The sequence below is a fragment of the Streptomyces sp. NBC_00091 genome (assembly GCF_026343185.1).
Lineage (GTDB): Bacteria > Actinomycetota > Actinomycetes > Streptomycetales > Streptomycetaceae > Streptomyces.
This window is the reverse complement of record NZ_JAPEMA010000003.1, coordinates 83531-96538: the sequence shown is the minus strand read 5'-3', so window position 1 is coordinate 96538 and position 13008 is coordinate 83531. Positions and strand designations below refer to the sequence as shown.

General features: G+C 77.2%; 5 protein-coding genes (1 of these 5 running past the window's edge). All 5 read left to right on the top strand.

All coding sequences use genetic code 11. The features are described from left to right. Tightly spaced (each overlapping or abutting the next), the 5 genes in view from OOK34_RS31795 to OOK34_RS31775 form a layout consistent with a single transcriptional unit that may run on beyond the window. Positions 1–2800, top strand: the end of a protein-coding gene (locus OOK34_RS31795; RefSeq protein ID WP_267037606.1) for a non-ribosomal peptide synthetase. It extends 10127 nt beyond the left edge of the window; only the last 2800 of its 12927 coding nucleotides appear in the window; the start codon falls outside the window, past its left edge; it ends in the stop codon at positions 2798–2800. Next, a complete protein-coding gene (locus OOK34_RS31790; RefSeq protein WP_267037605.1) occupies positions 2791–9999 on the top strand; it encodes an amino acid adenylation domain-containing protein in 7209 nt (2402 codons plus the stop codon). The genes OOK34_RS31795 and OOK34_RS31790 overlap by 10 nt, the downstream gene beginning before the upstream one ends. Beyond that, positions 9975–11255, top strand: coding sequence for a phenylalanine 4-monooxygenase (locus OOK34_RS31785; protein ID WP_267037604.1), 1281 nt, complete (start codon positions 9975–9977; stop codon positions 11253–11255). The genes OOK34_RS31790 and OOK34_RS31785 overlap by 25 nt, the downstream gene beginning before the upstream one ends. Beyond that, a complete protein-coding gene (locus OOK34_RS31780; protein WP_267037603.1) occupies positions 11252–12256 on the top strand; it encodes a TauD/TfdA family dioxygenase in 1005 nt (334 codons plus the stop codon). Before OOK34_RS31785 ends, OOK34_RS31780 begins: the two co-directional genes overlap by 4 nt. Further along, positions 12253–13008, top strand: a complete 756-nt coding sequence (locus OOK34_RS31775) for a thioesterase II family protein (protein ID WP_267037602.1) — start codon at positions 12253–12255, stop codon at positions 13006–13008. The genes OOK34_RS31780 and OOK34_RS31775 overlap by 4 nt, the downstream gene beginning before the upstream one ends.

Genomic DNA, 13008 nt, shown 5'->3' with positions numbered 1-13008 from the left:
CGCGCTCACCGCCTCGCTGTCCTTCGACACCTCCTGGTGCGGCTTCCTCTGGATGCTGGACGGCCACGAACTGCACCTCGTCGACGACGACCTGCGCCGCGACCCCGCCGCGCTCGTCGCCCACATCGGGGCCGAGGGCATCGACTTCCTCGACATCACGCCGTCCTTCACCGAACAGCTCGTCCAGGCGGGCCTGTTCGAAGGGCCCGCCCCCGCCGTGCTGTTCATCGGCGGCGAGGCGACCGCGGACGCCCTGTGGCAGCGCCTCGCCTCCGCGCCCGGCACCACCGCCTACAACTTCTACGGGCCGACCGAGTACACCATCGACGCCATCGCCCGGCCCATGACCGCCGACAGCGCCCCCGCCATCGGCAGCCCGCTCGGCAACACCCGCGCCTACGTCCTCGACGACCGGCTGCGGCCCGCCCCCGTCGGCACCGTCGGCGAGCTCTACCTCGCCGGACCCCAGCTCGCCCGCGGCTACCACCGCCGGGCCGGGCTGACCGCCGAACGGTTCACCGCCTGCCCGTTCGGGTCGCCCGGCGAGCGGATGTACCGCACCGGCGACCTGGCCCGCTGGCGGGCCGACGGCGACATCGAGTACACCGGCCGCGCCGACGACCAGGTCAAGGTCCGCGGGTTCCGCATCGAACTCGGCGAGATCGAGGCCGTGCTCGCCGCGCACCCGTCCGTCGCCCACGCGGTGGCCGTCATACGGGAGGACCGGCCCGGCGACAAGCGGCTCGTCGCCTACGCGGTCCCCGCGACCGGCGCGGAAGGCGCCGGCCCGCGGGCCCTGCGCACCCACCTGGCCGGCCTGCTGCCCGACTACATGGTCCCCGTGGCCGTGGTCGTCCTCGACGCGCTGCCCCTGAACACCAGCGGCAAACTCGACCGCCGCGCCCTGCCCGCCCCCGACCTCTCGGACGCGGCGGCCGGCCGGGCCCCGCGCACCGACGCCGAACGCGTCCTGTGCGAGCTGTTCGCCGAACTCCTGGGCCTGGAACGGGTCGGCGCCGACGACGGGTTCTTCGCGGCCGGCGGGGACAGCATCCTCGCCATCCAGCTCGTCAGCCGCTCCCGCTCGGCCGGACTCGGCCTCACCCCGCGCGACGTGTTCCGCCACCAGACCCCGCAGGCCCTCGCCCGGGCGGCCCGCCCCGTCGACGACCTGCCCGCCGCTCCCGCCGACGGCGCCGGCTCCGGACCGCTGCCGCTCACCCCGATCGTCGACATGGTCCGCGAGCACCAGGGCCCCGCGGCGCGCCCCGCCGGCTTCGACCGCTTCAGCCAGACCGTGCTGCTCAAGGTCCCCGGCGGCCTCGGCGCGGCCCGGCTCGACGCGGCCCTGGACGCGGTGGTCGCCCACCACGACGCCCTGCGCCTGCGTCTGGACCGCGACGGCGCCGACTGGCGGCTCTCCATCCCGCCGCCCGCGCCCGGGTCCGGGTCCGCCCGCCCCCGCGTACGCCGCGTCGACACCGCCGGCCTCACCGGCGACGGGCTCGGCGCGTGCGTCGCCGCCGAGGTCGCGGCCGCCCGTGAGCGCCTCGCGCCCGGGGAGGGCCGGCTGGTGGAAGCCGTCTGGTTCGACGCCGGGCCCGGCGCGGCCGGCCGGCTCGCCGTGACCGTGCACCACCTCGCCGTGGACGCCGTGTCCTGGCGGATCCTGCTGCCCGACCTCAAGGAGGCCTGGGAGGCACTCGCCGAGGGCCGCCCGGTCCGCCCGGCCCCCGTGGCCACCTCCTTCCGCCAGTGGGCGCACGGCCTGCGGCAGGCCGCGGCCGAGCCCCGGCGCACCGCCGAACTGCCGCGCTGGACCCACGCGGCCGACACCCCCGACCCGCACTGGGGCCGCCGCCCGCTGGACCCGGCCCGCGACACCTCGGACACCGCACGCCGGCTGACCCTGCGGCTGCCCGCCGCCGTGACCACCGCCGTGCTCACGACCGTCCCGGCCGCCTTCCACGCCCGCGCCGACGACGTGCTCCTCGCCGCGCTCGGCGCCGCCGTCGGCGAATGGCGCCGCCACCGCGGCATCGCCCCCGGCGGCCCGGTCGTCGTCGACGTCGAGGGACACGGCCGTGAGGACGTCGTCCCGGGCGCCGACCTGTCCCGTACCGTCGGCTGGTTCACCAGCCTCTACCCGGTCCGGCTCGACGCCGGCGAGATCCGCTGGACGGAGCTGTGCGCGGGCGGACCCGCCGCCGGGCGGGCCCTGGTGGCCGCCAAGGAGGCCCAGCGGGCCCTGCCCGACCACGGCATCGGATACGGCCTGCTGCGCCACCTCAACGCGCAGACCCGGCCGCACCTCGCCCACCGGGCCCCCGCCCAGCTCGGCTTCAACTACCTCGGCAGGGTCACCGCCGGCCCGGCCGCGGCCGCCGACGGCGCCTGGACGGTCGACACGGAGCTCTCGACGGGCACCGCCGCCGACCCCGACCTGCCGCTGCTGCACCCCCTCGACGTGGCCGCGACCGCCGTCGAGACGGGCGCCGGGCCCGAACTGCGGGCGACCTGGACGTGGGCCGGCGGGCTCCTCGACGAGGCGGCGGTACGGGAACTGGCCGAGCACTGGTTCGCGGCCCTGCACGGGCTCGCCGCCCACGCCGCCGACCTGGACCGGGCCGTCGTCACGGTCTCGGACCTGTCGCTGGTCGACGGCATCCACCAGGACGAACTCGACCTGCTCAGCGCCGAGCTGGACGCCGCCTTCGAAGACGAGACACACGACGCGTACGAGACACCCGACGCGTACGACGCGACCTACGGAAACGGGGAACAGGCTCCATGGCAGTGAAGCAGTCACGACTCGAAGCGGTCTGGCCGCTCACCCCGCTCCAGGAGGGCCTGCTCTTCCACGCCCTCCTCGACGCGGACACCACGGCCCCGGCCGGCGCCGCCGCGGCCCCCGACCCCTACATCGCCCAGCTCACGGTCGAACTGGCCGGCCCCCTCGACCCCGAGCGGCTGCGCGCCGCCGCCCAGGCCCTGCTGACCCGCCACCCCAACCTCCGCGCGGGCTTCCGCCGCCGCGCCGGCGGCACGGCGGTCCAGCTCGTCCACCGCCACGCGCCCGTGCCCTGGCGGTACGCCGACCTGACCGACCCGAGCGGCCACACCGGCCCGGGCGACATCGGCTGGGGCGTGCGCGCCCTGGCCGCCGAGGAGCGGGCCCGCCGCTTCGACCCGGCGAAGCCCCCGCTGGTGCGCTTCCTGCTGGCCCGGACCGGCGAGGAGCGCCACCACCTGGTGCTCACCAGCCACCACCTGCTGTGGGACGGCTGGTCGGGGCCGCTCGTCGCCGCCGAGCTCTCCGCCCTCTACGAGGCCCACGCGGACCCCTCCGCGCTGCCCCCGCCCGCCCCCTACCGGGACTACCTCACCTGGCTCGCCGCCCGTGACCTGCCCGCCGCCCGGGCCGCCTGGGCCGAGTCCCTCGCCGGGCTCGCCGGACCCACCCTGGTCGCCCCGGGCGCCGACGCCACCGGCGGCGTCCTGCCCCAGCGGGTGGAGCGCGAACTCGACGAGCGGCTCAGCACCGCGCTCACCGACCGGGCCCGCTCCCTCGGACTCACCCTCAACACCCTGGTACAGGGCGCCTGGGGAATGGTCGTCAGCGCGCTCACCGGCTCCGACGACATCGTCTTCGGCGCCACCGTGTCCGGCCGCCCCGCCGAACTGCCCGGCGTGGAGCGGATGATCGGCCTGTTCGTGAACACCGTCCCCGTACGGCTGCGGATCCGCCCCGACGACACCCTGGCCGGCCTCCTCACCCGGCTCCAGCGCGAGCAGTCGGCGCTCCTCGCCCACCAGCACCTCGGCCTCGCCGACATCCAGCGGGCCGCCGGCCACGGGACGCTGTTCGACACCTCCATGGCCTTCCAGAACTACCGCCGCGACGAGCGCCCCGCGGCCGCCCACGACGACGCCCTGCGCGTCACCGCCGCCGAGGGCGCCGACGGCACGCACTACCCGCTCGCCCTCGTCGCCGCGCCCGGCCCCCGGATCCGCCTGCGCCTGGACCACCGCCCCGACGCGTTCGGCGCCGAGGAGGCGCAGCGCATCGCCACCCGCCTGGTGCGCGCCCTGCGCGCCCTGGCCGAAGACCCGGACCAGTACGCCGGCCGCCTCCACCTGCTCACCGACGAGGAGCTCCGCCAGGAGAGCGCCGACTGGCACGGCCCCGCCACCGAGCTGCCCGGCATCACCCTGCCCGAGCTCTACGCCCGCCTCACCGAGCGCCACCCCGACGCCACCGCCCTCGTCCACGAGGACACCCGGCTCTCCTACGCCGCCCTCGGCGCCCGGGCCAACCGCCTCGCCCGCCACCTCGTGAGCCTGGGCACCGGCCCCGAGCGGATCGTCGCGCTCGCCCTGCCCCGCTCCGTCGACCTCACCGTCGCCACCCTCGCCGTCCTCACGGCGGGCGGCGCCTACCTGCCCGTGGACCTCGACTACCCGCGCGAGCGCATCGCCCACCTGCTCGGCGACTCCGGCTGCGCCCACGTCCTCACCACCCGCGAGACCGCCCGCTCACTGCCTGAGGGCACCCCCCGCGTCTACCTCGACGAGCTCGATCCGTCCGGGTACGACGAGAGCCCCCTCACCGACGCCGAGCGCACCGCGCCCCTGCTGCCCGACCACCCCGCCTACGTCGTCTACACCTCCGGCTCCACGGGCCTGCCCAAGGGCGTCGTGGTCCCGCACCGGGGCGTGCCCAACACCGGCGCCGCGAAGGCCGAACGCTTCCGCATCGGCCCCGACGGGCGCGTCCTGCAGTTCGCCTCCACCAGCTTCGACGCGGCCGTCGCCGACATCTGGCAGGCCTGGTCGGCGGGCGCCGCCCTCGTCACCGCGCCCGCCCACCGGCTGCGTCCCGGCCCCGAACTGGCCGAACTCGCCGCCGAGCAGGGCATCACCCAGCTCACCCTCACCCCGGCCGCGCTGCCCGCGCTGCGGGCCGCCGGGGGACTGCCCGCCGGGACCACCCTCGTCGTCGCCGGCGAGGCCTGCCCGCCCGACGACGTCGCCCTGTGGTCCGCCGAGCACCCCCTGTACAACGGCTACGGACCCACCGAGATGACCGTCTGCGTGGCCATGAGCACCCGGCTGCGCGGCCGCCAGGCCCCGCCCATCGGCCGCCCCATCCGCAACACCCGCGCCTACGTCCTGGACGCGGCCCTGCGGCCCGTCGCGCCCGGCGCCGTCGGGGAGCTCTACGCGGCCGGCCCGGGCCTGGCCCGCGGCTACCTGGGCCGCCGCGCCCTCACCGCGGAACGCTTCGTCGCCTGCCCGTTCGGGGCCCCCGGCGAGCGCATGTACCGCACCGGCGACCTGGTGCGGCGCCGCCCCGACGGCCAGCTCGACTTCCTGGGACGCGCCGACGACCAGGTCAAGATCCGCGGGTTCCGCATCGAGCCCGGTGAGATCGAGGCCGCGCTCACCGCGCTTGACGGGGTCGCCCAGGCCGCCGTCGTCCTGCGCGAGGACACCCCGGGCGAACGGCGCCTCGCCGCCTACGCCGTGCCCGCCCCCGGCGCGGCCCCCGAATCCCGCGCCCTGCGCCGCGCCCTCGCCGACCGGCTCCCCGCCCACCTGGTGCCCGCCGTGGTGACGGTCCTCGAGGCCCTGCCGCTGACCCCCAACGGCAAGGTCGACCGGGCCGCGCTGCCCGCCCCCGGCGGATTCCCCGCCCCGGGCGCCGCCACCCGGCCGGCGCGCGACGCGGGCGAGGAGATCGTCTGCGGCCACTTCGCCGAGGTCCTCTCCCTGCCCCGGGTCGGCCCCGACGAGGGCTTCTTCGACCTCGGCGGCCACTCGCTGCTCGCCACCCGCCTCGCCGGGCGCATCGGCGCCGCCTTCGGGACCACCGTCTCCGTCCGCGCCGTCTTCGAACACCCCACCCCGGCCGCCCTCTACGACCAGGTGCGCACCGCCGCGGGCGGCGCCCGGCCCCGGCCCGTGCCCCGCGCCGCCCACGAGACCAGACCGCTCCCGCTGTCCGCCGCCCAGCAGCGGCTGTGGTTCGCCCACCGGCTCGACCCGCGGGCCGGCGTCTACCACGTACCGCTGGCCCTGCGGCTGCGGGGAACCCTCGACGCCGACGCCCTCGCGGCCGCGCTCGGCGACGTGAGCGCCCGCCACGACAGCCTGCGCACCCGCTTCCCCGCCGAGGACGGCACCCCCCGTCAGGAGGTGCTGCCCGCCGCCGCGTTCCCCCTCCCGCTCACCGTCCTGGCCGCCGAAGCCCCCGACCGGACCTCCGGCGGGACCTCCGACGGGACCTCCGAGGGGATCTCCGAGGGGCTGCGCGCGGCCCTCGACGCCGAGGTCGCCGTCCCCTTCGACCTGGCCGCACGGCCCCCCGTACGGGCCCGGCTGTTCCGCCTCGGCGCCCACGACAGCGCCCACGACAGCGCCCACGACAGCGCCCACGACGGCGACCACGTCCTGCTGGTGACCCTGCACCACATCACCGCCGACGCCTGGTCCCTGGCCCCCCTCGCCCAGGACCTCGCCGCCGCCTACGCCGCCCGCGCCGAGGGCCGCTCCCCGCAGCTCGCCCCGCTGCCCGTCCAGTACGCCGACTACGCCCTGTGGCAGCGCGAGCTGCTCGACGGCGGCGAACGCGAACGCCAGCTCGCCTACTGGCGCCGGGCCCTGGACGGCCTGCCCGAGGAGATCCCGCTGCCCGCCGACCGGCCGCGGCCCGCGGTCGCCTCCCAGCGCGGCGCCACCGTAGCCTTCGCCTACGACGCGGCCGTCCACACCGCCCTGACCGAGCTGGCCCGCCGGGAGAACGCCACCCTCTTCATGGTGCTCCACGCCGGACTCGCCGCCCTCCTCACCCGGCACGGCGCCGGCCACGACGTCCCCGTCGGCACCGTCCTCGCCGGACGCACCGACCCGGCCCTCGACGGCCTCGCCGGCTGCTTCCTCAACACCGTGGTGCTGCGCGCCGACACCTCCGGGGATCCGTCCTTCCGCACCCTCCTGGCCCGCTCCCGCGAAGCGAACCTCGCCGCGCACGCCCACCAGGACGTGCCGTTCGAGCGGCTCGTCGAGGAACTCAACCCGGCCCGCTCCACCGCCCGCCACCCCCTCTTCCAGGTGATGCTGAGCGTCGGCAACACCGGGGCCGCCCGCCTGGAGCTGCCCGGCCTGAGCAGCGAGGCCCTCGGCGCGGGTGCGGGCGCCGCCAAGTTCGACCTGCTCTTCACCCTCGCCGAGCGGCACGCCCCGGACGGCACCCCGGCGGGCCTGACGGGCACCGTCGAGTACGCCGTCGACCGCTACGACGCGGCCACCGCCGCCGCGCTCGCCGAGCGCCTCGGCCGCCTCCTCGCCGCCGCGGCCGCCGACCCCGAGGCGCCCGCGGGCCGCCACGAGGTCCTCGCGGCCGCCGAACGCGCCGCCCTCGACGCCGCCGCGCGAGGACCGCGCCACGTCCCGGCCGGCCCGGCCGTCCTGCCCGACATGCTCGCCGCCGCGGCCGCCGCCCACCCGGACGCGATCGCCTTCGCCGACGGAGAACTGACCCACGCCGAGCTCGACGCCCGCGCCAACCGGCTCGCCCGCCGCCTCATCGCTCTCGGCGCCGGCCCCGAACGCACCGTCGCCCTCGCCCTGCCGCCCTCCGCCGGCCTGCTCACCGCGATCCTCGCCGTCCTCAAGTCCGGGGCCGCCTACGTCCCCCTCGACCCGGCCGCCCCGGCCGCCCGCACCGCCCGCGTCCTCGCCGCGGCCGGCCCCGTCACCGTCCTCACCGAGACCTCCCTCGCCGAGCTGGCCGCCGCCCCCCACCCGCCCGGCGACCACCCCGTCACCGACGCCGACCGGACCGCCCCGCTGCTGCCCGGCCACGCCGCGTACGTCCTGCACACCTCCGGCTCCACCGGCGAACCCAAGGGCGTCGTCGTCGAGCACCGCCAGCTGTGCGCCTACCTCGCCTGGGCCGGGGCCCACTACCCGGGCGCCGCCGGCCGCACCCTCCTGCACTCGCCCGTCACCGCCGACCTCACCGTCACCAGCCTCTTCACCCCGCTCCTCGCCGGCGGCCGCATCGAACCGGGCGACCTGCGCCGCGAGCAGACCCCCACCGAAACCCCCACCGAAGCGCCCACCGAAGCGCCCACCCTCCTCAAGGCCACCCCCAGCCACCTGCCGCTGCTGCTCGCCCTGCCCCCCGCCGCCTCGCCGACCGGCGAACTCGTCCTGGGCGGCGAGACCCTGCACGCCGCCGCACTCGCCGCCTGGCGCGAGCGCCACCCGGGCACCGCCGTCGTCAACGAGTACGGCCCCACCGAGACCACCGTCGGCTGCGCCGCCGCCCGCATCGCCCCCGGCGAGCCGCTCCCCGAAGGCGCCGTCCCCATCGGCACCCCCGCCTGGAACACCCGCCTGCACGTCCTCGACGAACGGCTGCGCCCCGTACCCCCGGGCGTGCCCGGCGAGCTGTACATCGCCGGCGACCTCGTCACCCGCGGCTACCTGCGGCAACCGGCGCGCACCGCCGAACGGTTCGTCGCCACCCCCGGCGGCGCCCGCATGTACCGCACCGGCGACCTGGTGCGCGTCCGCCCCGACGGCGCCCTCGACTGCCTCGGCCGCACCGACGACCAGATCAGCCTGCGCGGCCACCGCATCGAACCCGGGGAGATCGACGCCGCCCTGGCCCGGCACCCGCAGGTCCTGCGCAGCGTCACCGTCCTGCGCCACGACGACGAGCGGGACGGGGACGGGGCACGGCTGGTCTGCTACGCCGTCCCCACCCCCGGCACGGCCCCGGACGCCGACGCGCTGCGCGCCCACGCCGCCGCGCACCTGCCCGCCCACATGGTCCCCGCGGCCTTCGCCGTCCTCACGGAACTCCCGCTGACGGCGAGCGGCAAACTCGACCGCGCCGCCCTCCCCGACCCGCAGGCCCCCAGCCCCACCCCCGCCCCGGCCCACGCGGACGGGACACCCGAGGTCCGCACCCCGTACGAGGAGATCGTCTGCGGGATCTTCGCCGACGTGCTCGGCGCCCCCGACATCGGCGTCCACGACGACTTCTTCGAACACGGCGGCCACTCCATCCTCGCCATCCGCGCGGTGGGCCGGGTCCGCGCCGCCCTCGGCGCGCACCTCACCGCCCAGGCCCTGTTCACCGCCCCGACGGCGGCGGCCCTCGCCGCGGCCGCCGCCGGCTCCCCGGACGCGGCCGGCCCGCTGGACCCCGTCCTGCCGCTCCAGCGGCGCGGCGAGCGGCCCCCGCTGTTCTGCGTCCACCCCGCCGGCGGCCTGGCCTGGCGCTACGCCCGGCTCGTGCGCCACCTCGGGACCGAACAGCCCGTGTACGGGCTCCAGTCGCCGGCCATCACCGACCCGGCGGCGCGGCCCGCCGGCCTTGCCGAGGCCGCCGACGACCTCGTCCGCCGCATCCGCGCGATCCAGCCCCACGGCCCGTACCACCTGCTGGGCTGGTCCTTCGGCGGGCTCGTCGCCCACGCGGCGGCCGTACGCCTCCAGGAACTGGGCGAGCCGGTCGGCCTCCTCGCCGTCCTCGACGCCTACCCGCATCAGGGCCCCGCCGCGCCCCCCGGCGACGGCGAGGTCCTCGCCGGACTCACCGAGGCCCTCGGCCTGCCCGGGGCCCCCGCCACCGCCCCCGCCGAACTACTGGCCCGCGTACGGGACTCCGCGGGCCCCTACGCCGCCTTCGGCGAGGACGCGCTGCGCGGACTGCTGCGCGCCTACACCGACAACACCCGCCTGCCCCACCACCACACACCCGCGGTGTTCCGCGGCGACCTGCTGCTGTTCACCGCGGCCGGGTCCGCCGCCGACGGCGCACCGGGCCCCGGGGCCTGGGAGCCGTACCGCACCGGAGAGACCGAGGTGCACACCCTCGACTGTGCGCACCACGCCATGTTGCACCCCGCGACGGCGGCCGCCATCGCCCGCGTCGTGGGACGGAAGCTGGAGGATCAGTGGAAACCGGAACAACCGCAGTGACCGTCGGCCACGAGCCCGGCAAGGGGCGCACCGTACTGGCCGCGCGACCCCTCGAAGAGGGCGAGACCGTCGTCGAGGGCACCGTGACCGGTACCTCGGCCGTCCAGACCCGGATGTCCTTCCAGAAGGACTGGGACCTGCACATCGACCTCGACGAGCCCGCACAGCTCATCAACCACTCCTGTGCCCCCAACACGGGCATCGTCGACAACGCCCGGGGCGGCTACGACTTCGTCGCCCTGCGCCCCATAGCCCCGGGCGAGGAGATCACCTGGGACTACGACACCACCGAATGGGAGATCACCTCCTTCGCCGACTGCCTGTGCGGAGCCGACGAGTGCCGCGGCCGCCCCCGCGGCCACCGCCACCACCCCGCGGCCCCCGGCGTGCCCACCGCCGCCTACCTGGGCAGCGGCCGCCTCCACCCCGTCGAACTGCCCCCGGACCACCCCGGGTTCGCCGACCGGGCCTACCGGCGCCGGCGCGCCGCGATCGCGGCGGCCGCCGAGGCCCACCGCCCCGGCCGGCCGGCCCCGCACGTCTCCTACACCGAGGAGGAAGAGGCCACCTGGCGCACCGCCCTGACCCGGCTCGGCGACCTCCACACCCACCTCGCCGCCCCCGAGTTCCTCGACGCCGCCCGCGCCCTGGACCTGCCCGCCGACCGCATCCCGCAGCTCGACGAGGTCAGCGTCCGGCTCACCGCCCTCACCGGCTTCCGGCTGGAGCCCGCCCCCGGCCTCGTACCGCTGCGCCGCTTCTACGGCTCCCTCGCCGACTCCTGCTTCCGCGCCACCCAGTACCTGCGCCACACCGCCCGGCCCCTGTACTCCCCGGAGCCCGACGTCCTGCACGAACTGGTCGGGCACGCCAACGCCCTGGCCCACCCGCGGTTCGCCGCCCTGTACCGGCTCGCCGGGCAGGCCGCCGCCCGCATGGAGAGCGGACAGGGCCTCGACCTCGTCTCCAAGGTCTTCTGGTTCACCCTCGAATCGGGCGTGCTCGCCGCGCCGGACGGGCCCAGGGCCTACGGCGCGAGCATCCTGTCCTCCTCCGGGGAGCTCGGCCAGTTCCGCGGCGCCGAGATCCGCCGCCTCGACATCGACTCCGTCGCCCGCGCCGAGTACGACATCACCGCCTACCAGAGCGTCCTGTTCCAGGCCGACTCCATGGACCACCTCGAAGACACCGCCGGTGCCTTCTGGGCCGACTGCGACGACGACACCGTCGCCCGGCTGTGCGCGGTGAGCGCGTGAGCGCCCCCACCGCCGCACCCCGGCGCCCCGCCCCGCCCGCCCACCCCGGCCACTTCGAGGGCAACACCCACACCCGCCTCGCCGTCTGTCCGCTCGGCCCGGCCGCCGTGGCCGACCCCGCGGCCTGGGCCACCGAGAACCTCCCCTCGCTGCTGGGCGTCCTGCGCCGGCACGGCGCGCTCCTCCTGCGCGGCTTCCCCACCGACCCCGCCCGCTTCGAGGAACTCGCCGCGGCCATCGGCGGCCCGCCGCTCGACTACACCGAACGCTCCACCCCCCGCAGCACCGTCGCGGGCCGCGTCTACACCTCCACCGCCTACCCGCCCGACCAGACCATCCCGCTGCACAACGAGAGCTCGTACGCGTCCAGGCCGCCCGGCACCGTCTACTTCCTGTGCGCCGAGGCCGCCCCCACCGGCGGCGCCACCCCCATCGCCGACGGCCGCGCCGTGCTGCGGCTGCTGCCCCCCGACCTCGTCGACCGCTTCCGGGCCGGCGTCCTCTACACCCGCGTCTACCGCGAAGGCCTCGGCCTGTCCTGGCAGGAGGGCTTCCAGAGCGAGGACCCGCACGAGGTCGAGGAGCGCTGCCGGGCCGCCGGCATCGCCTTCGAATGGACCGGCGACGGCGCGCTGCGCACCCGCCACCACCGCCCCGCGCTCGTCACCGACCCCGCCGGCGGCGCGGAGGCCTGGTTCAACCAGGCCCACCTCTTCCACTCCTCCGCCCTCGAACCCGAGGTCCGCGAGGCGCTGCTGGAGATGTACGGGGAGCAGGACCTGCCGCGCAACGCCTACTTCGCGGACGGCACGCCCATCCCCGACGCCGACCTCGCCGCCGTGCGCGCCGCCTACGACGAGGCCGCCTTCGCCTTCCCCTGGCAGGAAGGCGACCTCCTGATCCTCGACAACCTGCTGGTCGCCCACGGCCGGGAGCCCTTCACCGGGCCCCGCCAGGTCCTCGTGGCGATGACCGGCCCGGCCGGAGGGAACCGACCGTGACGCACGACACCGTGGTGATCAGACCACTGGACCGCCCCGGCGCCCGCCGCACCCTGGTCTGCCTCGGATTCTGCGGCGGCGGCACCGCCGCCTACCGGGACTGGGCCCGCGCCGTGCCCGAGGACACCGACCTCGCCCTGGTCTGCTACCCGGGCCGCGAAGGCCGCTTCGCCGAGGACCACGCCCCCACCTGGGACGCCCTCGTCGCGGACGCCGCCGACGCGGTACGGGCCGCCGCGCGCACCCCGTACGTGCTGTTCGGGCACAGCATGGGCGGCTGGGTCGCCTTCGAGGCCGCCGTCCGCCTCGAGCGCGCGGGGCTGGGCCCGCGGGCGCTCGTCGTCTCCTCCTGCAACGCGCCCAGCGGCGGAGTCACCGAACGCGACCAGTTCCCCGCCGGCCGGGACACCGACGCCCAGCTCCTCGACTGGATGCGCACCGCGGGCCTGCTGCCCGACTACGTCCTGGGCGACCCCGACCTCACCGCCATGGCCGTCGAGCTGATGCGCGCCGACATCCGGGTCCGCGACGACTACCGCTACGTCCCGGGCGTCCGCGTCCAGGCCCCCCTCCAGGTACTGCACGGCGCGTCCGACCCCGTCGTCGACCCGGCCGGGGCCGCCCGCTGGCGCGAGCTCACCACGGGCGCCGCCGAGGTCACCGCCCTGCCCGGCGGCCACTTCTACACCCCCGGCGACTGGGCGGTCCTGCCCCGCCACATCGCCGCCCTGCGGGCCGTCGCCGCCCACTGA

Coding starts and splice junctions, on each gene's coding strand:
- OOK34_RS31790 (WP_267037605.1), top strand. CDS start 2,791: ATGGCAGTGAAGCAGTCACGACTCGAAGCGGTCTGGCCGCTCACCCCG.